The 24,385-nt window shown below is 73.2% G+C and carries 18 protein-coding genes; 1 reads left to right on the top strand and 17 read right to left on the bottom strand.

What is annotated here, in order from left to right; genetic code table 11:
• Positions 1–27: 27 nt before the first annotated feature.
• The 16 genes from AB1046_RS02150 to AB1046_RS02075 all read right to left on the bottom strand — a co-directional run bounded on the left by AB1046_RS02150 (position 28) and on the right by AB1046_RS02075 (position 21,029).
• Positions 28–3,633: a BTAD domain-containing putative transcriptional regulator gene (locus AB1046_RS02150; protein WP_369372140.1), complete on the bottom strand. Its 3,606-nt coding sequence runs from the start codon at positions 3,631–3,633 to the stop codon at positions 28–30.
• Positions 3,634–3,825: 192 nt separating this feature from the next.
• Positions 3,826–4,998, bottom strand: a complete 1,173-nt coding sequence (locus tag AB1046_RS02145) for an FAD-dependent oxidoreductase (RefSeq protein WP_369372139.1) — start codon at positions 4,996–4,998, stop codon at positions 3,826–3,828.
• Between the two features lie 135 nt (positions 4,999–5,133).
• Positions 5,134–6,135 (bottom strand): hypothetical protein, encoded by a 1,002-nt coding sequence (locus AB1046_RS02140; protein ID WP_369372138.1) that lies wholly within the window; start codon positions 6,133–6,135, stop codon positions 5,134–5,136.
• 63 nt (positions 6,136–6,198) lie between these two features.
• A complete protein-coding gene (locus AB1046_RS02135) occupies positions 6,199–6,939 on the bottom strand; it encodes a DUF4230 domain-containing protein (protein ID WP_369372137.1) in 741 nt (246 codons plus the stop codon).
• 216 nt (positions 6,940–7,155) lie between these two features.
• The gene (locus tag AB1046_RS02130; protein ID WP_369372136.1) at positions 7,156–7,788 is read right to left on the bottom strand and encodes an NUDIX domain-containing protein; all 633 of its coding nucleotides are present in this window, start codon (positions 7,786–7,788) and stop codon (positions 7,156–7,158) included.
• Positions 7,788–9,461, bottom strand: a complete 1,674-nt coding sequence (locus AB1046_RS02125; RefSeq protein ID WP_369372135.1) for a CTP synthase — start codon at positions 9,459–9,461, stop codon at positions 7,788–7,790. The genes AB1046_RS02130 and AB1046_RS02125 overlap by 1 nt, the downstream gene beginning before the upstream one ends.
• A gap of 127 nt (positions 9,462–9,588) precedes the next feature.
• The gene (gene murJ, locus AB1046_RS02120; RefSeq protein WP_369372134.1) at positions 9,589–11,337 is read right to left on the bottom strand and encodes a murein biosynthesis integral membrane protein MurJ; all 1,749 of its coding nucleotides are present in this window, start codon (positions 11,335–11,337) and stop codon (positions 9,589–9,591) included.
• Positions 11,334–12,308, bottom strand: a complete 975-nt coding sequence (locus AB1046_RS02115) for a hypothetical protein (protein ID WP_369372133.1) — start codon at positions 12,306–12,308, stop codon at positions 11,334–11,336. The genes murJ and AB1046_RS02115 overlap by 4 nt, the downstream gene beginning before the upstream one ends.
• Before the next feature lie 57 nt (positions 12,309–12,365).
• Positions 12,366–13,319 carry a copper transporter gene (locus AB1046_RS02110; RefSeq protein WP_369372132.1) on the bottom strand — a complete coding sequence of 318 codons (954 nt, stop codon included), beginning with the start codon at positions 13,317–13,319 and terminating at the stop codon, positions 12,366–12,368.
• Positions 13,320–13,409: 90 nt separating this feature from the next.
• Positions 13,410–14,633 (bottom strand): putative cytokinetic ring protein SteA, encoded by a 1,224-nt coding sequence (gene steA / locus AB1046_RS02105; protein ID WP_369372131.1) that lies wholly within the window; start codon positions 14,631–14,633, stop codon positions 13,410–13,412.
• Between the two features lie 5 nt (positions 14,634–14,638).
• Entirely contained in the window at positions 14,639–16,393 is a 1,755-nt protein-coding gene (gene recN / locus AB1046_RS02100) for a DNA repair protein RecN (RefSeq protein ID WP_369372130.1), read from the bottom strand.
• Between the two features lie 8 nt (positions 16,394–16,401).
• Positions 16,402–17,349, bottom strand: a complete 948-nt coding sequence (locus AB1046_RS02095) for an NAD kinase (protein ID WP_369372129.1) — start codon at positions 17,347–17,349, stop codon at positions 16,402–16,404.
• Positions 17,346–18,353 carry a TlyA family RNA methyltransferase gene (locus AB1046_RS02090; protein WP_369372128.1) on the bottom strand — a complete coding sequence of 336 codons (1,008 nt, stop codon included), beginning with the start codon at positions 18,351–18,353 and terminating at the stop codon, positions 17,346–17,348. Before AB1046_RS02090 ends, AB1046_RS02095 begins: the two co-directional genes overlap by 4 nt.
• An 11-nt stretch (positions 18,354–18,364) precedes the next feature.
• Positions 18,365–18,541, bottom strand: a complete 177-nt coding sequence (locus AB1046_RS02085; protein ID WP_369372127.1) for a hypothetical protein — start codon at positions 18,539–18,541, stop codon at positions 18,365–18,367.
• 209 nt (positions 18,542–18,750) lie between these two features.
• Entirely contained in the window at positions 18,751–19,755 is a 1,005-nt protein-coding gene (locus AB1046_RS02080; protein ID WP_369375550.1) for an HAD-IIA family hydrolase, read from the bottom strand.
• Positions 19,755–21,029: a hypothetical protein gene (locus tag AB1046_RS02075; RefSeq protein WP_369372126.1), complete on the bottom strand. Its 1,275-nt coding sequence runs from the start codon at positions 21,027–21,029 to the stop codon at positions 19,755–19,757. The genes AB1046_RS02080 and AB1046_RS02075 overlap by 1 nt, the downstream gene beginning before the upstream one ends.
• Between AB1046_RS02075 and AB1046_RS02070 the strand changes: the two genes are divergently transcribed.
• Positions 20,994–22,511 carry a hypothetical protein gene (locus tag AB1046_RS02070; RefSeq protein WP_369372125.1) on the top strand — a complete coding sequence of 506 codons (1,518 nt, stop codon included), beginning with the start codon at positions 20,994–20,996 and terminating at the stop codon, positions 22,509–22,511. The two genes, AB1046_RS02075 and AB1046_RS02070, sit on opposite strands and share 36 nt — an antisense overlap.
• A 50-nt stretch (positions 22,512–22,561) precedes the next feature.
• On the opposite strand, the gene AB1046_RS02065 is transcribed toward AB1046_RS02070, so the two are convergent.
• Positions 22,562–24,379 carry an L-lactate permease gene (locus AB1046_RS02065; RefSeq protein ID WP_369372124.1) on the bottom strand — a complete coding sequence of 606 codons (1,818 nt, stop codon included), beginning with the start codon at positions 24,377–24,379 and terminating at the stop codon, positions 22,562–22,564.
• Positions 24,380–24,385 lie beyond the last annotated feature (6 nt).

The raw sequence follows: 24,385 nt of genomic DNA, 5'->3' as shown, positions 1-24,385 counted from the left end.
CCCCCGCCACACCTCGGAGCGCCTGGACTACCGGTCCAGGCGCTCCAGCGTCGTCAGCACGTGCTCGGCCAGGATCGTGCGGTCGACGGCGGCCGCCCCGGCCCGCGCATCCGCCACCGCCGCAGCCCCGAACCGCTCGGCCGCAGCCGCGAAGACCGGCTCGCGGCGCAACGCCTGCAGGTCCTGCCGGGAGCCCATCACCTCCGCCAGCGCCAGCAGCTCCAGGCCGCGCTCCGGCTCCGGCCGCCCGACGCCGGGCTGCGGCTCGCCCAGGGCCAGCACCGCCCCCACCCCGAGGCACACGGTGCCGAGCACCGGGTGGTCGGCGATGTTCCGCATCCAGTCCCGGTACAGCCGCACGGCCCGACGCCGCACGACGTCGGCCACCTGACCGGCCCGCACGTCCTGCCCCGCGCCGACGAGCCGCACCGCCCACGCCGCCCCCAGGATCACCGCCCAGGGCGCCGACGGGTCCGGGTCCTGTCCGGGCTCCGCAGCGATCCACACCCCGACGTCGTACCCCTGGCCCACGGCCTCCCCCGCACGCACACCCGGCCGGCCGGCGAAGACGCCGACCGCCCCCTCGTACCGGGCCAGCGCCTCTGCCACCTCGCCGCGCGCGAAGGCGATCTCGGCGCGTCCCACCCCGGCGACCGCCAGCGACTCGGCGCCGCCACGGTCGGACTCGTCAGCATGCGAACCCGCCTGGTCGAGGCGCTCGCAGACCCGCGCGGCCTCCGCCAGGTCACCGCGGTCGAGGGCGGCGTTGAGGTCGACCCAGTCGAGCTGCCGCAGCGCCCCGTCGGCGGCGAGCGCCGTCAGCCCGGCGCGGGCGAGACCCGACCAGCGGGAAGCCGTCCGGGTGTCGCCGACCTCGCTCGCCACGCCCGCGAGGATCATGGCGGCCCCGGCGGGACAGGCGACGTCGCCGATGCCCTGGGCCACGTGGAAGGCGTGCTCCGCGTCGGCCAGGGCCTCGTCGAGCCGCCCCGCGTTCTCCGCCTCCTGGGAGGCGGCGAGGTGGCTGAGGAACGCGACGAGCGGGTCGGCCGACTCGCTGAGCTCTGCGACGGTCTCCAGTGTGGGGGCCAGCAGCATGCTCGCGACCGCGCGGGTCCGGTAGCTGACCGCGTCCCCATGGTCGCGCAGCACGCGCCGCAGCCGGCCCAGCGCGCGCAGGTTCGCCGCCGACCCGGAGAACGCGGTGGTCGCTGCCGCGTAGGCGAGCGCCAGGGCGGTGGCGTCGGCGTCGGCGGGCGGGACCACCCGGCCGGTGACGGCGTCGAGCACGGCGGGTGCCAGGTCGGCCGCGCGCTCCTCCGCACCCCGCAGGGTCCACGCCCCGCCGAGGGCCACGTACCCGTGGACCACGACGTCCGGACGCCCGGAGCGCCCCGCCGTGCGGAGGGCGAACAGCAGGTTCTCGTGCTCGCGGCGCAGGTCGGCGAGCACGGCGACCTGATCGTGCCCGAGCATCCGGGCGGTGGAGTGCCGGGAGACGGCCTTGGCCCAGTCGAGCAGCGCATCGCGGACGGCGTCCTCCTCGCCCGCCTCCGCGAGACGCAGCAGGCCGAACTCGCGCACGGTCTCCAGCATGCGGTAGCGCACGGGTGCGGGGCCGCCGTTCTCGACGCGCTGCTCGACGACGAGCAGGGACTGCACCACCAGCCCGTCGATGTCGTCGAGCACGTCGAGCGGGGCGTCGCCGCCCGGCGGCGCGGCGGCGCTCCCGAGCCGCCCCAGCGCGGCCGCCGCCTGGGCGGAGAGCCCGTCGGGCAGCACGGACACGCGGCGCCAGAGCTCTTGCTGCGAGCGCTCCAGCAGGTTCCAGCTCCACTCGATCACCGCCTCCAGCGTGCGGTGCCGGTCGGGTACGGTCCGGTCGCCGCCGCGCAGCAGGGCGAACCGTGCGTCGAGGTGTCGCTCGATCTCCTCCACGGAAAGCGTGCGCACGCGGGCGGCGGCCAGCTCGATCGCGAGCGGCAGGCCGTCGAGCCGGTCGCAGAGGCGGGCGACGACGTCGTCGGGCAGCTGGGCGGCAGGGCGGGCCGCGAGCGCCCGCTGGCGGAACAGCTCGACGGCCGGGCCGCGCGTGCTCCCCGCGTCGGGTGTGCGCGCCGGGTGCGCGCCGTGCGCCGCGTGCGCTGCGTGCCGGGAGGCCAGCGGGGGCAGCGGGTACACCTGCTCTGCCGGGACCTGCAGTGGGGCGCGGCTGGTGGCCAGGATCCGGAGCCCGGGTGCGGCGGAGAGCAGGACGTCCGCCCAGCGGGCGGCGCCGTCGGCCACGTGCTCGCAGTTGTCCAGCAGCAGGAGGGTCCGGGCGGTCCGGGCGCGCTCCACGATGCGGTCGTGCAGGTCGCCGGCCAGCACGCGGTCGGAGAGCCGTGCGGAGCCTGCCGCCGACGAGACACCGAGGGCGTCGGCGATGGCCAGCGCGACGTCGTCGTCGGTACGCACACCCGCCAGCTCGGCGACCGCTATCGACAGCCCACCGAGCGGGCCGGACGCCGTCGCCCGATCCTCGGCGACCGTGCGCGCCACCTCCTGGGCCAGGCGGGTCTTGCCGAGGCCGCCCGCGCCGAGGATCGTCACGGCCCGGTGCCGGGCGAGCTCCCCGACGACGGCGCGCACGTCGTCCGCACGCCCGATCAGCGGCGTGGTGGCGGCGCGCAGGCCGCGCACGAAGCGGCCGGTGCCTGGTCGGCCGGGGCTTGTTTGCCCGACGTCGGCCGGTCGGTCGGTACCGGATGCGCCGTCCGGGGACTGCGGGGGCAGAGCAGCCTGGGCGATCCGCGCGTGCAGTGCCACCAGGTCGGGCGCGGGGTCGGTGCCCAGCTCGGCGACCAGGGCGTGCCGCAGCCGCCCGTAGACCCGCACGGCCTCCTCCGGTCGCCCCGCCTGGGCGAGGGCGGTCATGAGGTCACGTGCCGCGTCCTCGTCGAGGGGGTTCGCGGCCAGGGCCTCGGTCGCGAGGCTGGTCACCGTCGTGTGGTCCCCCACTGCGAGGGCGGCCCGACGGCGCAGGCCGGTCAGCTCACCGTGCAGCCGCCCGGCGGTCTCCTGGAGGTCGGCCGTGATGCCCGGTGCGGCGTCGTCCAGCCCGTCGCCGGGTTCGCCGCGCCACAGCGCGAGGGCGGCGTCGAGCAGGGCGGCCGCCTCAGCGGCGTCGAGCGGGACCGACGCCTTGACGGCGTCGAGCGGGGCGGATGCCTCAGCGGCGAGCGGGACAGCCGCATTTGCGCCGTCCCGCGGCTCGGACCCGGAATCCAACAGCTCCCTCGCCCGCACCAACGCCGCTCGGGCGTGGTCCAGGTCGCTCGGGCCGCCGAGCGCGTACCCGGCTGGCGTGGATCGCACCACGTCCGGACCCAACGACCGCAGCCGCGAGACGAGGCTCTGGAGTGCGGCACGCGGGTTTGCGGGCAGGTCGTCCGCCCACAGCGCGTCGATCAGGGCCGAGACCGGCACCGCACGGGGCGCGGCCAGCGCCAGCAGCGCGACCAGCGCGGCGGCGCGGGTGCCGCGCGGGGCGACCGGACCGGCGTCGGACAGCACGGCGACCGGGCCGAGCACCGCCACCGCATGCGGGTCCTGGAGCACTCCGGGCCCCTGCGCGGAGGTGACGTGGAGCATGCGCGCCACTCTAGGCGGTGTCGCTGACACGGGACCACGCAACTGACTCGGCCGAGTATCTGGGCCGAGTCAGGAGGGTGGTCCGACCATGGAACTGACTCGGCAGAGTCGGTACGGCTAGTCAGTTGGGTGGTCCGACCGTGGAACTGATTCGGCAGAGTCGGTACGGCTAGTCAGTTGGGCGGTTGTCGCTCACCGGGCCGCCGGCAGCAGGGGCGGCGTCCAGTTGGTGAAGCGCGACATGGCGCCCAGCATGACCCGTCCCGGAACCACGGTCAGCGCCGCGTTGCGCAGCCCGACGAGCGCCGGGTTGGCCAGCTGCTCGCCGAACCGGGCGCTCGCCCAGGCCGCACGCAGCACGCCGGCGGTCCGAGGGCGGCGGACCCGGTCGTAGGCAGCCAGACCCTCGACCACGGAGTCCGCACCCGAGACCGACGCCGCCAGGACCACTGCGTCCTCGATGCCCTGCCCGCCGCCCTGGCCCACGTTCGGCGGCATGGCGTGCGCGGCGTCGCCGGCCAGCGCGACCCGGCCGCGCACCATCCGCGGGATCGGCGCGGGGAACCCGTAGAGGTCGAGCTGCTGCACCCGCTCGGGCGGCGTCGCGGCCAGCACCGCCGGGATCGGGTCGTGCCAGCCGGCGAACGCCGTCTGGGCCGCGGCCAGGTCGGCGACCGGGTCGCCCGTGGGCCGGCCCGCGGGCCCGACCTGCGTCGCGTACCAGTACAGCTGACCGTCGCCGAGCGCGATCAGGCCGACCTCACCGCCCGGCCCCCAGGTCTGGGACATCTCGGTGATCCCGGGGTTGTCGAGCACGGCGAGCCAGGTCGTGGACCCGACGTAGACCGGCTCCGCGGCCTCCGGGGCGACGGCGGCGCGCAGCCGCGACCGGACGCCGTCGGCGGCAACCACCAGGTCTGCCGTGAGGGTGGAGCCGTCCTCCAGGGTGAGCGTGGCGGGCCGGGCGTCGTCGCCCGGATCGACCGCGAGCACCGGGGCGCCGTAGGTGACGACGGCGCCGAGCGCGTCCAGCAACGCGTCCTGGAGCCGGGGCCGGTGGAAGGCGATGGCCACGGTGCCGAGCCGGGCCGCGATCTCCTCCGGCGAGACCCGCACCAGCGCACGTCCGGCGCCGTTACGCAACGTGCCGGGAAATGCCCGCTGCCCGACGGCTCGCACCGCGTCGCCCACTCCGGCCGCGTCGAGGCCGCGCAGCGCGTTGGCCATCAGCACGATGCCCGCGCCCGTGGTGCGCGGCTCGGGCGAGCGCTCCAGCACCCGCACGTCCCACCCGCAGCGCAGCAACGCGTTGGCCGCGGTCAGCCCAGCGATCCCGGCCCCGACAACAACGGCATCCCTACTCATGATGTCTCCACACCGGGGGACGCTACCGCGCGCAGACGAATGTCCGCTCTACCTAGCGATCAGGCCCGAAACTCTCGATGGTTTCGGGCCTGATCGCTGGGTGGAAGCGGACATCGTCCAGCTATGCGGAGAAGCTCAGACCTCCGGGACCCAGAGGTCCTCGCCGTCCGGGGGCGTGCCCACCGGGCCGGCACCAACCGGCACGGGTACGGGCACCGGCCCGGGCTCCGGCAGGTCGCCCAGCGTGCGCTGCGCCACCGCACCCGCGGAGAAGTTGGCGTGGCACTCGGGGCAGTACCAGTCCGGCGTCGGGACCGGGGTGTCGAAGCCGCCGTACACGACGTCCGGCTCCAGCTTCATGCTGTCGTTGGTCTCCTGGCCCCACACGATGCGCTTGGTGGCGCCGCGCTGACCGCACGACGGGCACGACGGGCGCATCAGCGCCCGCTGCGACTGCACCGCGTGCGGGTGCAGCAGCGCGTGGCACGGCACGCACAGCAGGAAGGTCTGCTGGATGAGCTCGGCCAGCGGCCGCTCGCCGGTCTCGCCGGCGTGGGCGCCGTCGTCGTGCGGGTGGAGCTGCATGACGTCGACGAACCGCTCGCACGTGGCGCAGCGCTCCTCGCGGCGCAGGTCGGCGCCAGCCACCTGCTTGTGTCCCAGCAGGCGCAGGACGTGCAGGTTGGGCGACAGCTCGTCGGTCTCGCAGTTGCCCGCGTCGAGCGTGCCGGTGGCGCCGTGCTTGTACTGGTGGGCGATGCCGTCGAGCACCAGGCGCGCGTGCTCCTGCGGCAGCCAGCCGGAGGACCGCGCGTAGGCCGCGGCGCCGTTGAAGAGGTCGTCCCAGACCACAGGCTTGTCCGGGCCGAACACCTCGTCACTGACCCAGTCCTCGCCCTGGCTGGCGCCCATGAGCTCGACCGCGGCGACGATGCCCGGTTCGGAGCCCACGACGGTGACGACGACGTCGCCGCGCTGCGGGCCGTCCGCCCCGCCGGGCAGGCGGTGCTCGTGGCTGCGGCTCGCGATGGCGACCGCCTCACCCAACCAGTCCTCGGACCAGTTGAGGTAGACCGACGGGACAAGCCAGGCGGGTAGGGACGATACGTTGGGAAGCATGTCGGGTTCGCTGGTCACGCGGGGAGAATAGCGCAGCCCTGTGACTTCGTTATGACACGCCTGGTAAGCGAACTTCGCCGCTTACCTGAACTCGACCTCCACCTGGTCGTATCCCAACGAGGACAACATCGCCTCAAGGGTGTTGACGGTGTTGGTCCGGGCGCGTTCGTCCAGGTCAGAATCCGCCGCGGCCGCCGAGATCTGCTCCTGCGCCGCGGCCAGCGCCTCCTGCCGGGCATCGGTGTCGGTGTCGAAGAAGTCGCCGACCCGGTCGACCAGTCCGCGGTCCTCCGTGAGCGCGCGGCTGGCGTCGAAGTCGATGCGGGGCTCGGCGAGCTCCGGCTCCGGCAGGGTGACGGACACCGTGGCGCCGTCGTCCGAGATGCTGATCGCGTCCTCGGTGAGGCCCGTGAAGTCCACGTACGCCTCGACCGAGCCGTTCACGGCGAGCACCGTGCGCTCCCCCGCCAGCCAGTCGGGCAGGTACCTGACGTCCGTCTCCAGGTCGACGAGCACCTCGTACTGCGCCTCGCTCGCCACGAACCGCGCCAGGTCCCGCATGCTGAGCAGCACCGGGGTCTCCGACCGGTCGACCTCGCTGGTCGTGAACGGATTGAGCCCCTCACGCAGCACCTGCCAGAACGCGTCCCGGAAGTCGTCGCGCAGCACCGACAGCACACCCACCACCGCCCCGGCGGCAAGCGCCAGCCCGACCAGGAAGCCGATGATCCCGGCGAGCCAGGCCGGCATCCGCCGGCGCGACGTAGTCCCCGAACCCACCGGCTCGGTCTTGGTCTCGCTCTTAGCCTCGGTGCCAGTCATCGCGAGCGCCCTCCCTGGGACATGTCCGACATGTCGCTGTAGGGGCACACGCTAGCGCCACCCACCGACACTCGCCGCTCGGCACTACCTGCGACTTCGGTCGCTCGCACGGGAGTGCCCATGACTTCGGTCAGTTGCTCTGACATCGGTCAATCAACCGACCGATGTCAGAGCAAGGGACCGAAGTCGCGAACGCGATCGGGCAACCGACCGAAGTCAGCTCTTGCGGAACTCCCAGGGACTGTCGACGGGGCGCAGCGTCGCCCAGTCCGAGGCCTGACCGATCGCCGCCGCGAGCACACCCGAGACCGTCGCAGCATTGTGCAGCCGGCCCGCGAGCGCCATCGCGGCCGCCTCCTCCAGCGGCACCGGCACCACCACCATGTCGGCCTCCTCGGCCTCGCGGGTGTGCCGCTCGCCGTCGGGCACGGGGGTGAGGTCCCGCGCCAGGTAGATGCGGATGGCCTCGTTGCTGCCGCCCGGGGTGGGCAGCAGGTCCAGCAGCACGTCCCAGGAGCCGGCGTGCACGTCCGCTTCCTCGGCCAGCTCGCGGGCCGCCGCGATGTGCGGCTCCTCGCCGTCCAGGTCGAGCAGGCCGGCGGGCGCCTCCCAGAGGAAGGCTCCGACCGGGTGCCGGTACTGGCGCAGAAGCAGCACGGCGCCGTCGTCGTCCAGCGCCACCACTACCACCGCGCCCGGGTGGTCCACGTACTCGCGGCGCACGATGCCGCCGGCCTCACCCAGGTCGACCTCGTCGGAGACCATGTCCACGATCAGGCCCTGGAAGGGGACGTCGAGGCGCCGGGTGGGACGCGGGTCGATGACGTCCGTGACCTCGTCGGTGACCATCAGGCGCGCTTCTCGAGCGCGGCCGCGATCAGGCCCGCGAACAGCGGGTGTGCGCGCGTGGGCCGCGACTTGAACTCGGGGTGCGCCTGCGTGGCTACGTAGTACGGGTGCAGGTCGGCCTGGAGCTCGACGAACTCGACGAGCGACGAGTCGGGCGACGTGCCGGAGATCAGCAGGCCCGCCTCCTCCAGCTCGGCGCGGTAGGCGTTGTTCACCTCGTAGCGGTGCCGGTGCCGCTCGGACACCCGCTCGCCGCCGTACGCCTTGGCCACCACGGAGCCGGCGGTCAGCTGCGCCGGGTAGGCGCCCAGGCGCATGGTGCCGCCGAGGTCGCCGTCGCCGTCGACTATCGCCTTCTGCTCGACCATGGTCGCCACGACGGGGTGGCTGCTGGTCGGGTGGAACTCGGTGGACGACGCGTCCGTCCAGCCCAGCACGTTGCGCGCGTACTCGATGACCATCGACTGCAGGCCGAGGCAGATCCCGAGGGTCGGCACCAGGTTCTCGCGCGCCCACTGCAGCGCCCCGACCTTGCCGTCGATGCCGCGCACGCCGAACCCGCCGGGCACCAGCACGGCGTCGACGCCTTCGAGGGACGACCGGGCGCCCTCCGGCGTCTGGCAGTCGTCGGCCGCTACCCAGCGGATCGACACCTTGGCGTCGTTCGCGAAGCCACCGGCGCGCAGCGCCTCCGTCACCGACAGGTACGCGTCGGGCAGGTCGATGTACTTGCCGACCAGCGCGACCTCGACGCTGTGCTCCGGCTCGTGCACGCGCTCCAGGAGCCGGCTCCAGCCGTCCCAGTCGACGTCGTGGAACGGCATGCCGAGGCGGCGCACCACGTAGGCGTCCAGGCCCTCGGAGTGGATGACCCGCGGGATGTCGTAGATCGACGGCGCGTCGGCGCAGTTGATCACTGCCTCGTTGTCGACGTCGCACATGAGCGCGATCTTGTTCTTGATGCCCTGCGGCACCACGCGGTCGGAGCGCAGCACTATCGCGTCCGGCTGGATGCCGACCGTGCGCAGCGCGGCCACGGAGTGCTGGGTCGGCTTCGTCTTGAGCTCGCCGGACGGGCCGATGTACGGCACCAGCGAGACGTGCAGGAAGAACACGTGGTCGCGGCCGAGCTCGTGCCGCACCTGGCGCGCGGACTCCAGGAAGGGCTGCGACTCGATGTCGCCGACGGTGCCACCGATCTCGGTGATGATCACGTCGACGTCATCGGAGGCCTGCTCGCGCATCCGGAACTTGATCTCGTCGGTGATGTGCGGGATGACCTGCACGGTGTCGCCCAGGTACTCACCGCGGCGCTCCTTGGCGATGACCCGCGAGTACACCTGGCCGGTCGTCACGTTGGACGAGGCGGGCAGCTCGATGTCGAGGAAGCGCTCGTAGTGCCCGATGTCCAGGTCGGTCTCGGCACCGTCCTCGGTGACGAAGACCTCGCCGTGCTGGAACGGGTTCATGGTGCCGGGATCCACGTTGAGGTACGGATCCAGCTTCTGCATGGTGACGCGCAGGCCGCGCGAGCGGAGCAGGCGGCCGAGTGACGACGCCGTCAGCCCCTTGCCGAGTGAGGACGCCACACCACCGGTGACGAAGATGTGCTTGGTCGGCGTAGAGCCGCCGGACCGATGACGGGACTGGAGATTGCTTCGGTGTTCGACCACGGAACTCCATCCTATCCGAGGTACGGCGCGCTCGTGGTGTAACCACGAGCACACCCGAAATTCACTCGGGGTTTGTCGGTACGTTCCGGTCGAGTCTGCCCCTGCGGGGGCAGTTGCGCTCGGTAGATCAGGCGCTTCGGGAGAACTTCCTCCCGAGATTCCGCAGCCGCGGCCCGACGGCGGCGCGCAGGTCGCCGTCGAGCAGCACGGCGACCACGAGCGCGACGAGCGCGGCCAGCAGCCCGGCGGCGAGGCCGAGGCCGAGGTCGGCGGCGAACCGGCCGCCGTCGAACTCGATCTCGGGCGCGCGGACCGGCTGCCCGGTCGAGGACCACAGGAAGCCCACTGGCAAGTACAGCCGGGCGAACGCCCCGAGCCCGACGACGGCGCCGACGGCGCCCGCCAGGACCAGCACACCGAGCGCCCGCCAGACCCCGCCCAGCGCGTCGGGGCCGAGGTGCCTGCGGACAGCCAGGAGCAGCCCGATCCCGGCCACGACCATACCCACCGTGCCGACCGCCCCGAGCACCGCCATGACCTCGGTCCGCAGCGGAAAACCCGAGCACAGCGGCCCGGCGCAGCCCGCCCCGGCCCCACCGCCGGCGAACAGCAGCGGCACGAGCGCCGCGCCGATCGCGGACACGCCCCACCCGCTGGCGGTGGCGATCACGGCGGCCCGCCCGTGGTCGACGGCGTACAGCACCCGCGACAGGTGCAGGATCAGCGCGAACCCGATCAGGCCCGGGGCCATGAAGACGAGCCCGGCGGCCAGGCCGGGGGCGTCCCCGAGCACGATGAGGTCGAAGACCCGCTCCACGAACGGGGCCGCGGCGATCAGCGCGGCCACACCGAGGGTCGTCACGAGCAGCAGGGTGCGGGTGGTGCGCGCGACCAGCGCGCGCAGCTCGTCCGTGCGGCCGGCCGACGCGTGCTCCGCGAAGTGCGGGAACGCGCTGGTCGCGATGGGGAATGCCAGCACCGCGTAGGGCAGCAGGTAGACCTGCTGGGCGTACAGGTAGACCGACAGCGTGCCGTCGCCGCCCGCCGCGTTGGCCGCGCGCAGCGTCAGGAAGACCGACAGCTGCTGGGCGACCAGGGCGCCGACGCCCGCGAACGCCAGGCGTGCCGCGCGCGGCCCCTCGCCGTCGGGGAACCGCAGGGTGGGCCGCAGCCGCAGCCCGGTGCGCCACACGGGCACGATGAGCGGCAGCGCCAGGAACAGGACGCCGACCGTGGTGCCCCACGCGAGCCAGTCCAGCGCCCGGGCCGACAGCGCGGCGACGTCCTGCTGGTCGCCGTGCGCGAGCGCGCCGAAGACCGCGTAGACCACGATGACCACGAGGCTGGAGACGAGCGGCGCGAACGTGGGCCAGAAGAACCGCTTGTGCGCCTGCAGGATGCCGCCCAGCACGACCGCGAGGCCGTAGAGGGGCACCTGGACGGCGAAGACCCGCAGGAAGCCCGTGGCGACGTCCACGTGCACCGGGTCGGTCAGTCCGGTCAGGCCGATGATCGGGCGCGCGAGCAGCGCCATGAGGGCGGCCAGCGGCACCAGCACGACCAGCGTCCAGCCCAGCAGCGCGGAGGCGATCCGCGACGTCTGCTCCTTCGAGGCGGCAGTGCCGTCCGCGGTGAAGGCGGCGCGCGCCAGCGGCCCGGCCAGCAGCGGCACGACGGCGCCCGCTAGCGCACCACCGGCGGCCACCTCGAACAGCAGGTTGGGCAGCTGGTTGGCGGAGTTGAAGACCGTCCCGACGCCGTCGGACCCGAGCCAGGCGCCCTGCCCGAGCCAACGGCCGAAGCCGACCACACGGCTGGCAAGGGTGACGACAGTGACGAGCAGCGCCGCGCTCGCCAGGGTTCCGACGCGGTTCACGCGCCCGGGGAGGCCATGGGCTCGGAGGCGGGTGTCGAGCGCACCCCGCTCGGCGAGCTGACCGGGGCCGGGTCCGGCACCGCGGCGGGCTCGGCCGCCTGGTCTGCGTGGTCTGCCGGGTCTGCCTGGTCCGCGGCCGGTCGCCGGCCGAGCATGTCTACCTTGTTCAGCCATTCGTTCCCGGCGATGACCTTCGAGAAGCTGACCTTCTCCGAGGCCAGCATGAGCCCGACGACGCCCGCGAGCGCCGCCCACCGCACCGCGCGGGGCGCGCCGAACGCGATCTGGCTGCCGACCAGCGCGCCGAGGGCGTTGGCGCCGCCGTCGCCCAGCATGTCCTGCTCCCCCAGGTCGCCGGGGGCGGCCGCGGCCGCGGCGCCCAGCACGGCCCCGGTGGCGCCCGCGCCGCCGAGCGCGAACGGCAGGCTCGCCGCCGCGCCGACCTTGAGCGCCCGGCCCGGGCGCAGGTCGAAGAGGTTGACCAGGTTCGCGGTCCCGGCGATGAGCGCGCCGTTGAGGCCGACGTCGACCAGGTGGCCGAAGGCGCTGCCCGTGCGACGCGTGCCCACGGCCGCTGCCAGGAGCGCGGAGCCGGAGATGCCGAGCACCTTGAGCCCGCCGGTGGTCAGGCGGCCCTCCAGCAGCGCGCCGAGGTGACCCTTGAGGCCCTTGGTGCGCTCCGAGGTGTCCTCGGTGAGGTCGTCGACCAGGCCGAAGGCGCCCGCGGCGGCCGTGGCGAACGCCGTCGCGCCCGGGGCGTTGCCGCCGCCGACCGCCGCGCCGGCCACCAGGCCCGCGGCGACCGCCGGGCCCTCCAGCAGGCTGATCGGCTCGCCGCGGTGATTGGTCCGGGTCCACGTCTTGGCGCCGCCCAGGGCGCCCTCGGCGACCTTCTGGTCGAGCTTGCGGCGCGCGAGCACCGTGACGGCTCCTGCGACGATGCCCGCGGCGATGAACCTGCCTGCACCCATGATTACCCCTCGGTCTGTGTCGGTTCTTCGGGTCCGTGCTCCGGGTCGCGGCCCTGCCTAGTCGACGGGCGGGAGCACCGCTGTCGCGTCTTCCTCGACGCCGTACTGGCCCACGACGCCGGTCAGCCGGGCCGCGACCGCGAGCGGCACGTTGATCCGGCCCAGGAGCCGGTCGATGCCGCTGACGGTGGTCACCTCGGCGGCGATCTCGTCGTCGTCCCGCACCGCCTGTACGGCGTCGCCGGGGTTGTCGGTCGGTCCGGCGAGCACAGCCGCGCCGGAGACCTCCTGGGCGGCGCGCGCCACGCCGGTCCATACGTCGGGGGTCGGTTCGGCCTCCTCGGTCGCGCCGGCGGCCGTCTCCTGCGGCTGCCCGGCCGGGCCCACGAGCAGCACCAGCGCCTGCGCGGCCTCGGTCTGCTCCTCGTCGCCCGCCTCGATGTAGCCGATCCGCTCCAGCTGCTCCGCGAGGTCGATGGCCTGCGAGCTGCGGCCGGTGCCGCCGTCGCTACCCGTGAGCGCAACGGCGAGCGCGGCGCCGAGCACGGTGTTCGCGTCGTCGCCCTCGGGTGCGGCCGCGCCGAGGTTGGCGCGCAGGCCCTCGGCGACGGTCTCGCGTAACGACTCCTCGTCGGGGTCGTTCCAGGCCTCCGTGAGGGTGGGCTCGGCCACTATCGTCGCGCCGGCGGTGCCGAGCTGGCTCATCACGCCGTCGTGCACGTCGGCCGAGACCTCACCGAGCTGCACGACTGCGACACGGGTGCCCTCGAGCGACCCGGTCACCAACCCCGTGCCCACGGCCTCGATGTAGAGCTCGTCGCCGTCGAGCGCGCTCTGCGTGGCGTCCAGCTCGGTGCGCAGATCGGTGCGCTCGGCACGCAGCGCGTCCACCTGTTCCGTCAGCGTCTCCCCGATCGCGCCCTGCAGGGGCCCGGCACCGAGGATGATGCCGACGGCGAGGGCGAGGAAGACAGAGATGAGCGAGACGAGGTGGTATCGGAAGTCGATCACGGTACGGAGGAGTCCTTAAGCATGTCCCGGGCAGTGAGAGCCCGGCATCAGGTCGGGGCGGCAGGAAGGTCCAGGAGCGTCCTGAAGCCCTCAGCCGCCGAACAGGTTGCTGATCCAGGACACGACGTCGTCGAAGCGCGCCCCGATCAGTCCGAAGAAGGTCTGCCCGGCCGATGTCGAGGCGAGTGCCGCGAGCACCGCCGCGACGCCCGCGCCCGACAGCAGCGTGAGCTGGGTGTTCGAGATCCGAGTACGGTACAGCCGCGACACACCCTTGGCGTCCACGAGCTTGCCACCGACCCGCAGCCGGGTGAGGAAGGTCGAGGCCATGCCCGAGCGCCCCTTGTCGAGGAACTCCACGAGCGTGGCGTGGGTGCCGACGGCGACGATGAGCTCGGCGCCCTTGTCGTCGGCCAGCAGCATCGTGATGTCCTCGCTGGTCCCGGTGGCGGGAAAGACGACGGGGTCCACGCCGAGCGCCTTGACGCGTTCCAGCCCGGGCGCCTTGCCGTCGCGGTAGGCGTGCACCACGATCTCCGCGCCGCAGGCCAGCGCGCGGTCGGACACGGAGTCCATGTCGCCCACGATCATGTCGGGCTGCCAGCCGGCGTCGATGATCGCGTCCGCGCCGCCGTCCACACCGATCAGCACCGGCGAGTTCTCCCGGATGTAGGACCGCAGCTGCGCCAGGTCCTCCCGGTAGTGGTAGCCGCGCACCACGATCAGCACGTGCCTGCCGTCGATGGGGGTGCGGATGTCGGGCACACCCACGCCGTCGAGCAGGAGGTCCCGCTCGCGGCGCAGGTACGTCATGGTGTTCTCGGCGAACCGCTCGATCTCGGCGGACAGCCCCTCGCGCGCGGCGGCCATGTTCTCGGCCACCGTCGCCGGCGTCTGGAACGTGCCCTTGGCCACGACCACGCCGTCGACGACGATCTCGCCGCCCACGATCTCGATGTCGGAGTGCTCGTCGATCGTCATGACCGACGGACCGAGGTCGTCCACCAGGAGGATCCCGGCGTCGACCAGGATGTTCGGGCCCGTGTTCGGGTACCGGCCGGAGGTGGACGGGGCGGCGTTCAGCACCGCGACCGGCGCTGCGGACACGAGCGCGTCCGCGGCGACCCGGTCGATGTCCACGTGGTCGATCACGGCGACGTCGCCGTGGTTGAGCCTGGACGTGAGCTCCTTGGTGCGCGCCCCGATCCGGGCAGGGCCGTGCGCAACGGCCGGCGTGAGCGCCAGGGACTGCGCTGCGGCAGCCTTCGCCGCGCCCCTCTCGGCGCGCTTCTCGGGTCGGGAGATCAGTTTCATCCCGTCTATCGTCCCACGACCGAGGACTCCAGGAGCTCCAGCGCGTGGGTACGGGCGGTCTCCGAGTCGTCCTGGCCGGACAGCATGCGCGCCAGCTCGCGGACCCGGGCGTCCGCAGTGACCTCGCGCACGCCGGTCACCGTGATCATGCCGTCCTCGCCGTCGGCGGACCCGTCGTCGCCGTCGGAGCTCTTGGTGACCACGAGGTGGGCGTCCGCGAACGCCGCGACCTGGGCCAGGTGCGTCACCACTACCACCTGCGTGCTGCGGCCCAGCTGCGCCAGCCGGCGGCCCACCTCGACGGCGGCCCGCCCGCCGACACCGGCGTCGACCTCGTCGAACACGAACGTGCTGCGCGGGGTGTCGGCGGTGCGGGCCGCCGCCGCGCCGCCCGACGTCGCCAGGGCGACCTCGAGCGCGAGCATCACGCGCGAGAGCTCACCGCCGGACGCGCCCTTGCCGAGCGGCCGCTCCGGCGCGCCCGGGTGCGGCACGAGCAGGAACGTGACCTGGTCCGCGCCGAACGGGCCCGGCTGGTCGAGCCGTTCGACCGAGACCACGAGGTGAGCGCCGGCCATCGCAAGGCCGTGCAGCTCGTTGGTCACGGCGTCGGCCAGCTGGGACGCCCCGCGGGTGCGCTCGGCGGTGAGGATCTCCGCCAGCCGGGACAGCTCGCCGTCCAGCTCCGCCACACGGTCGCGCATCGAGACGAGGCGGTCTCCGCCGTCGTCCAGGTCGAGCAGGCGCAGGCCCGCGTCGCTGGCCCACTGCAGCACGTCGTCGATGGTCTCGCCGTAGGAGCGGGTCAGGGCGTTCAGCTCCGCCATGCGGTTGTGTGCCGTCTCCAGCCCGGCCGGGTCCGCCTGCAGGTCGTCCACGTACGCCGCGACGTCGGTAGCGACGTCGGACAGCAGGTAGCCCACCTCGGCGAACCGGGTGGCGAGCACACCGAGCGCTGCGTCGGACTGCGCGGCGGAGTCCAGGGCACGCCGCGCCCGCTCCACGAGCGCTATCGCGTTCTCCCGTGCGCCGTCGGCGTCCTCGCCGGCCACCGCCTCGTGCGCCTCGGTGGCCGCGGTACGCAGCCCCTCCGCGTTGGAGAGCCGCTCGATCAGGGCCAGCAGCTCGGCGTCCTCACCCGGCACCGGGTCGACCCGCTCGATCTCTTCGAGGCCGATGCGCAGCAGCTCCACCTCCCGTGACCGTTCGGCGCTGCGCGCCTCCAGGTCCGCGATCTCGGCCAGCAGACCGCCGCGTTCGCCCCACGACGCGCGGTAGCCGGCCAGCACCCGCTGGTGAGCCGGTCCGACGAACGTGTCCAGGGCGTCGCGCTGCTTGGCCGACGTGCGCAGCCGCAGCTGGTCGGACTGGCCGTGCACGGTGAACAGGTCCTCGGCGATCTCGGCGAGCACACCCTGCGGCACGGCGCGGCCGCCCAGGTGGGCACGCGAGCGGCCGTCGGCGATGGTGCGCAGGATCACGATGGTCCCGTCGTCCTCCACCTCGCCGCCCGCCTCGTCGACCCGGTCCAGCACGGCGTCGCGACCGGAGACCCGCACCCGGCCCTCGACCGCCGCCGACGACGCACCCGGGCGCACCGACTGCGGGTCCGCCTTGGCCCCCATCAGCAGGTTCAGCCCCGTGAGCACCATCGTCTTGCCCGCTCCGGTCTCACCCGTGATGACGGTCAGGCCGTCCGACAGGGGTACCCGGGCCGAGCGGATGACGCCCAGGTTCTCGATAGCGATCTCCTCGAGCACCTGACTCCTTAATTCTCTGGTGTGGTGTCGGCTGGGTCAGAACGTACATCCTGCGCAGCTGGATGCCCCGACCCGACACGGTCCCGCCAGCCCGATACGGGCAGATTGAACTTGGACACGAGGCGGTCCCCGAACGGCGCGTTCGACAGTCGCGCGAGCCGCACCGTACCGCCCTGGCGCACCACCACGCGAGAACCGCGGGGCAGCCTGATCTCCCGCCGCCCGTCGCAGGTCAGCACTCCCTCGACCGTCGACTGGGGCAGCACGTCGACCGTGTAGTGCGACCGCGGGCCGATCACGAGCGGCCGCGCGAACAGCGCGTGCGCCGACAGCGGCACCATGAGCACGGCGTCGACGTCGGGCCAGATCACGGGGCCACCCCCGGAGAAGGCGTGCGCCGTCGAGCCAGTCGCAGTCGACATCACCACCCCGTCGCAGCCGAACGACAGCAGCGGACGGCCGTCCACCCCGATCGCCACCTCGAGCATGCGGTCACGCGTGGCCTTCTCGACCGTGGCCTCGTTGAGTGCCCAGCCCACAACGGGCTCCGCCGTGCCGGGCAGGTGGACCGCCACCTCGACCGTGGCGCGCTCCTCGACCGTGTAGTCGCGGGCGGCCAGCCGCTGCACGGCGGCACGCAGATCCTCCCGCTCCGACTCGGCGAGAAAGCCGACGTGCCCCAGGTTGACGCCGAGCAGCGGCACGTCCGTGCCGCGGGTCAGCTCCGCGGCGCGCAGGATCGTGCCGTCGCCGCCGAGCACCATCACGGCCTCGGCGTTGTGCACACCCTCCGCGACCCGCTTGGCCGCCATGTGGTCGCCGAATTCCTCGGCCAGCGCGTCGTCGTGCAGCGTGTACTCGAAGCCCGCCGCCTTCAGCTCGCGCAGGGCCTCCGCCAGCGCCGCGACCGCCTGGGGGCGTCCGCCATGGGTCACGATCAGGACGTGCCGGGTCACGGTTGCCGCTCCTTGTGCTCGTTGATCTGCTCGGTGTACTGCCCGCCGCTATGCCCGTTGTCCAACTCGGTGCTCTGCGGTTCCTGCACCGCAGTGCGCTGCGGTTCCTGCACGACGACGGCCGGCGGCTCGGGCGGGTGGCCAGGCCGGTCCGCGGGCTCGCCCTGCGTGGGGTCCCAGGCCACCGCGGCGGCGACGGCGTCCGCGAGCGCCTGCTCGTGCGCACCGACCGACGGTGCGCCGGCGCCGGGCGTCAGCCACACGAAGAACTCGCGGTTGCCGCTCGGCCCCGGCAGCGGGCTCGGCACCACCGCGCGCACCCGCAGGCCCAGGCGCTCCGCCGCGCGCACCACCGTCGTCACCGCCTCAGCGTGCAGCGCCGAGTCGCGCACCACGCCGCCGCTGCCCAGTCGCTCGCGCCCGACCTCGAACTGCGGCTTGACCATCAGCAGCGCCTGCGCGCCCGGGCGCAGCACACCCGCCACCGCGGGCAGCACCACGGTCAGGGAGATGAACGAGAGGTCGGCAACAACAAGATCCGGGAGCCGGGCGAGGTCACCCGGGGTCAGGTCACGAACGTTGAAGCCCTCGACGACCGTCACCCGGTCGTCGCCGCGCAGCGCGGGCACAAGCTGGTCGTGCCCCACGTCGACCGCGATCACGTGGGCAGCACCCCGGCGTAGCAGCACGTCCGTGAAGCCACCCGTCGACGCCCCGAGATCCGCGCAGAACGCGCCCTCGACCACCGGCCCGCCCGGCACGCGGGCCAGGGCGTCCAGCGCACCGGCCAGCTTGAGGGCAGCGCGCGAGGCAAACTCATGCTCCGGGTCGGGGCCGGGCGCGACGGACACCTCCTCGCCGTCCGACACCGCCGACGACGGCTTGGCCACCACCCGGCCAGCCACCGCCACGCGACCGGACGCGACGAGCTCAGCGGCGTGCCGCCGCGAACGGGCCAGCCCACGGCGGACCAGCTCCGCGTCCACCCGGGTGCTCGCAGTCATCGTCACCACCGTCAGGCGTCACCGCTCAGGTGCACCCGCAGAGCGTCATGGACGGCCTCGAACCGCGCGACGTGCTCGGCCGGGGGCAGGTCGTCGAGCCCGTCGAGCGCGTCGAGCGCATGCCGGACACCCGACTCGGGGTCAGCCGGGCCACTCGCGGGTTCCTCGATCTCGTAGAACTCGTCCATCGTGCGTCAACGCTCCACTGTGCTCGTCCGTGCTCGTCGGCCACCTACCGCCCGCCGCTGCGGGCCGTCGGCCTGCTGAAAACACGGTACCTGCCGCCTCCGACAGAACCCTGGAGAAACCGGCAGGGTTCTGTCGGGGCGGCCCGGAAAGTACCTACCTACGGTCACACTGCCCCCGACCCAGCCCGCCGCGGCCAGGGGCCCGCACCTCAGGCGGACAGGGCCGGGACCGACGTCGGATCCAGGGTCTCCCCCGCGTCAACGGCGGCCCAGGACGCGGCGCACGCCGCGCGAACCAGGTCGATCCCGGAACCGTCGAGCCGTAGCCCGCCGTCGGCCACCTGCGCCGCAGCGCCGTTGCACACGTGCCAGCCGTCGGCCAGGACCGGCACCGGATGCGGTTCGAGCAGCGCACGCAGGTCCGCACCCACGAACGTCGGGCGCTGTCCCGCAACGGCAAGCACGGCGTCGCGCGCCGTCGAGACGCCGGTCAGCACGTGCAGACCCGGGTAGCCGCCCTCGCGGGCACCGCCCAGATCCGTGTCCAGCCGGTCCCCGATCACCAGCGGCCGGCTCGCCCCGACCCGCTCGATCGCCAGCCGGTACATCGTGGGCGACGGCTTGCCGGCACTGTCCGGCGTGATCCCCGTCGCCGACACCACGGCACCCACCAGCGCGCCGTTCCCCGGCGCGAACCCGCGCGCCGTCGGCAGCGACAGGTCCAGGTTGCTCGCCACATGCCACGCGCCACCCTCCACGGCGTACGCGGCCTCGGCGAGCTGCGTCCAGCCCAGCTCCGGCGTGTAGCCCTGCGCGACGGCGTCCGGCTTGTCGTCCGCCGACTCCACCACGGTGAAGCCCGCCGAACGCACCGCCGTCACCAGGCCCTTGCCACCCACGACGAGCACCTTCGCACCCGGGTCCAACCGTGTGGTGAGGAGCGCGGCACACGCCTGCGCGGCGGTCATCACCTCGTCCGGGTCCGTCGGGATGTCCAGGCCTGTGAGCTGGCTCGCGACCTCCTCCGGCTCGCGCGACGCATTGTTGGTCACGAACAGCAGGCGCATCCCGCCCGACCGCGCCGCCGCCAGGCTCGCCGACGCGTGGTCGATCGGCAGGTGCCCCTTGTACGCCACCCCGTCCAGGTCGACGAGCGCGAGATCGTAGGCCGCGGCGAGCGGGACGTCGCTCGCCAGCAGCCCGGCGCTCGCGATCACGCCTTCTCCTGCCCGACGTCGGACCGGTCGCCCTCGGCTTCCGGCTCACCCTCGGTGGTGCTCACCTCGGGTACGGCGGCCGCCTCGTCGACATCCGGGCCGTGCTCGCTGACCTCGGCAGGCGCCTCGGTCGGCTCGTCCGCAGGCTCCGAGTCCGGAGGCTCTACGTCCGAATCGGGGTCGCTCGGCTCGTCGACGGCGTCCGCCTCGGGCTCGTCCTGGTCGTTGGGCACGCCGTCGTTGGGCACGCCGTCGTCTGACTCGTCGACCTTCGGCTCGTCGGAGACGGACTCGTCGGTGTCGTCCGGCTCGTCGGAGTCGTCGTCAGACTCGTCGGACTCGTCATCGTCCAGCTCGTCGGGCGAGTCAGCGGAGTCGGCCGAATCAGCCGAATCAGCCGAATCTGCGGAGTCAGCCGAGTCGGCGGAGTCCGGGGAATCGGGCGAGTCGCCGTCCTCGCCGTCCTCGTCGTCACCTTCATCGTCGGAGTCGTCGTCCGAGACCTCACCCGAGTCCTCGTCGTCCGAGTCCTCCGGCTCGCTGTCCGAACCCTCCGACTCGTCGTCCTCGTCCCCGTCCTCAGCAGGCTCGTCCTTCGCGAACTCCTCGGGGTGGTCGGCGACGTACTCCTCTTCGGCGAGCGCCGCGTCGTCCTCGACGTCGAAGACGGTGATGTCCTCGTCCGGAGCGTTCGCGCCGATGGCCCGCTCGAGGGCCTTGCTGTCGACGGACGCCAGCAAGGCTGCCGCCTCGTCGTCCCGGCCCGCGACCTCGAGTGCCACGGCGCGCGCCTGCACGACCCGCAGCCCGAGATCACCCTTGGCGTCCTCGGCTGCGATCTTGTCGAGCACTGCCAGGGCGGCGTCGTGCTCGCCCAGGTCGGAACGGGCGCCGCTCGCGACGATCGCGAGCTCGACGCGTCCGGTCGCGTCGAGCGACGCGGCCTCGTCAGACGCGGCGAGCGCCAGAGCACGCTCCGGGCGGCCGAGGCCGCGTTCGGCGTCGGCCATGATCGGCAGGTGCTCCGACGAACCGTTCAGCCGGCGCACCGTGCGCAGCTCGCGCAGCGCCTCCGCGAAGCGGTTGGTGTGGTACGCGGCCAGGCCTGCCGCCTCGTGCACGATGTCGATCCGGCCCGCGCCGCGTACCGCCGCCATGGCGTGCTCGTAAGCGCGCTCCGGGTCGACGTCGAGCATCCGGCCGGCCATCACCAGGTGCATCCCGACGAACTCGGCGTGGTCCTTGGTCAGCCCGCGCAGGCGCGAACGCACGTCGCGGTCGAGCTGGCTGAACGAGACGTCCTCGGCGATCTCCGGATCCGGAGCCCGGGGAGCGCGCTCCTCGCGCTCTTCCCGCTTGTCCGGACGCGGCCGGTCGTCGCGGTCACCGAACGAACGACGCGGACCGCTGGGGCCACGGTCGTCCCGACGGGGACCGCCGGTACCCCGGTCATCACGGCGAGGTCCGCCGGTTCCGCGGCTGTCTCCGCGTGGACCAGCACCACGGTCGTCCCGACGAGGACCGCCACTGCCGCGGCTGTCCCCGCGCGGACCACCAGCACCGGCACCCCGGTCGTCACGGCGCGGCCGGTCGGTGTCGTTCCCGCGGAACGGCCGAGCACCACGGTCGTTGCCGCCACGGCTGTCCCGAGCACCACGGTCGTCGCGATCACCGAACGAACGGCGCGGGCGGTCGTCGCCGCTGCGTGCCGGGCTGTTCCCACCGCGGTCCTCAAAGGAGCGACGCGGACGGTCGTCCCGGTCACCGAAGGAACGACGGGGACCGTCGTCGCGGCGGGCGGGACGGTCATCGTCCCGGCGCACCGGACGGCCGCTGCCCCGGTCGTCGTTGCGCGGACGGTCAGCACCGCGGTCCTCGAAGGAACGACGCGGACGGTCGTCCCGACCGCGGCTGTCCTGGGCACCGCGGTCATCCCGGTCGCCGAACGAACGACGCGGACGCTCGGCACCACGGTCCTCGAACGAACGGCGCGCGGGACCATCGTCCCGGCGTGCCGGAGCGTTCCCGCCACGGTCCTCAAAGCTGCGGCGCGGGCGCTCGTCCCGATCACCGAACGAACGACGCGGACGGTCGTCATCCCGGCGCGCCGGGCTGTTCCCACCGCGTTCCTCGAAGCTGCGACGGGGACGGTCGTCCCGATCACCGAACGAACGACGGGGAGCGTCATCGCGACGCGCGGGACGGTCGTCGTCCCGACGCGCGGGGCGCTCGCCGCCCCGGCTGTCCCGGGACTCGTACGGTCGGCTCGGCCGACCGCCGTCGTTCCCGCGGTACGGGCGGTCGGGGCGCGCGCCGCGGTCGTCGCGGCCACCCCGGTTGTCGCGGTCCCCATACGTGCTGCGGGGCCGGTCGTCGTCGCGACGGGGCGAACGGTCTCCGGCACCCCGGTCATCACGACGCGGACCAGCGGTTCCACGGTCATCACGACGCGGACCAGCAGCTCCGCGGTCCTCGTATGTCCGGCGCGGGCGGTCGTCGTCGCGCCGAGGGCTTTCACTGCCACGGGCGCCGTCCGTCCGGCGTCCCCGGTCACCACCGCGCTCCCCGCCGCGGTCGTCGCGGCGCGGCCCATGGCCCTCGCTGCGATTGCCGCCCTTGCGTTCGCCGCGGCGTTCGCCGCCGCGGTCGTTCCCCTGGTCACGGGGCGTTTCGTTCACGGTGTTCCCTTCGATGACAGATGCCCGAACATTCTCCCATGCGGGCAGCCATCCCCTGGGGTCGAAGGGCTGTGACGTGCGCGGCCAGGGCCGCCCGATGTGCCGCGCCGGCACCCTTAGTCCCATCACACCCGCACCGGCGCCACCTCCGGGTTGTAGGCATCGGTCTTGCGCAGCATCCACACACCCGAGACGACGAGCGTCACCACCAGGGCCAGCAGCAGGATCAACCCCGCGTTGAGCCCGAACCCGAAGATCCACAGGTAGCCGATCCCGCCGGCCGCGAGGCAGTAGTAGGTCATCGGCAGGATCGTCTTGCGGATCAGGTCACCCTCACGCCCGAGCAGGCCCACGGTCGCTGCGGCGGCGACCACGTTGTGCACGGCCACCATGTTGCCCGCGGCGCCACCGACGGCCTGCAGCGCGGCCACCGTCTCCGGCGACGCCGCCCCGATGCCGAGCCCGGTGTTGAACTGGAACAGCGCGAACATCATGTTGGACACCGTGTTCGAGCCGGCCACGAACGCACCGAGCGCACCGATGAACGGCGACACGATCGGCCAGCCCTGCCCGGCCAGGTCGGCGGCTTCCTGAGCGAGTGTGATCGGCATCGAGTCGAGCCCCGCGGCGTTGAAGTCGGGTCCGGAGTTGATGAAGATGCGCACCAGCGGCACCGCGCACAGCAGTGCGAACGCCGCCCCGCCGAGCTGCCCGCCGGCCACCTTCCACGACTCCCTGATCTGTTCGCGCTTCATGCCGTGCAGCACGTAGGTGACGAGGCACGCGAGCAGGAAGATCGCGCCCGGCGAGTACAGGAGGTCCATGTTCTGGCTGATCCCGGTGCCGAAGATGTTCGACACCTCGATCACCGCGGGGCCCGTGAGGAACTCCTTGACCGCCGGGATGGTCCGGGTGATGAGCAGCAGCGCCGCCACGATCACGTACGGCGACCAGGCCCGCACCATCGACATGCTGCGGGTCAGCGTCGCGGCTTCCTTCGTCGGGTCGACCGTGCCCATCCAGCGGTCGCTCCAGCGCTCGCGGGGCGGGAAGTCCCAGACGTCCTTGGGCATGAGGAAGCCCTTCGAGGACGTGAACATCACAAGCACCAGCCCGAGGAACCCGCCGAGCATCGACGGGAACTCCGGGCCCAGCACGTAGGCCACGGTCACGTACGGCACGATCATCGCGAGCGCGGCGTAGATCGCGAACGGCGCCACCGCCAGGCCCGCCCGGAAGGACCGCTTCTCGCCGTAGAACCCGCACATGAGGGTGACCAGGATGAGCGGCACCAGGATGCCGACGATCGCGTGGATGGTCGCTACCTGTGTCGCGGTGTGGGCGATGAAGCCCAGGTGGTCCAGCCCCAGCACGTCGGCCCGCGCCTGGACCTCGGGAGCCAGCGCGCCCGAGGTGTCCGCCAGCCCCGTCCCCAGCCCGGTCAGCATCGGCGTGCCGACCGCGCCAAAGCTCACCGGGGTGGACTGGATGATGAGGCCCGCCATGACGGCGGCAGCGGCGGGAAAGCCGAGCGCCAACAGCAGTGGCGCGACGACGGCGGCCGGTGTGCCGAACCCGGCCGCACCCTCGATGAACGAACCGAACAGCCAGGCGATGATGATCACCTGCACCCGCCGGTCGGGGCTGATGGTGGTGAAGCCTGCGCGGATCGTCTGCAGTGCGCCGCTCTTGGTCAGGGTCTCCAGCATGAGCAGCGCGCCGAAGATGATCCAGAGCAGGCCGACAGCGATCAGCAGGCCCTGCACGACGGACGCGCCGATGGCAACCAGCGACATCTTCCACGCGAACAGGGCGACGACCACGACCACCGCCAGGCCGACGGGCATCGCCGTCCGGGCGGGCCAGCGAAACCCGAGCAGCAGGGTTCCTACGACGAGGATCGGGAGGAGTGCGAGCAGGGCGAGGACGCCGAGGCTGTCCATGGTGGC

The organism is Promicromonospora sp. Populi (genome assembly GCF_041081105.1).
In the GTDB taxonomy this organism is placed as follows: Bacteria; Actinomycetota; Actinomycetes; order Actinomycetales; family Cellulomonadaceae; genus Promicromonospora.
The sequence above is the reverse complement of the archived record's forward strand: the minus strand, read 5'-3'. Positions and strand labels throughout refer to the sequence as shown.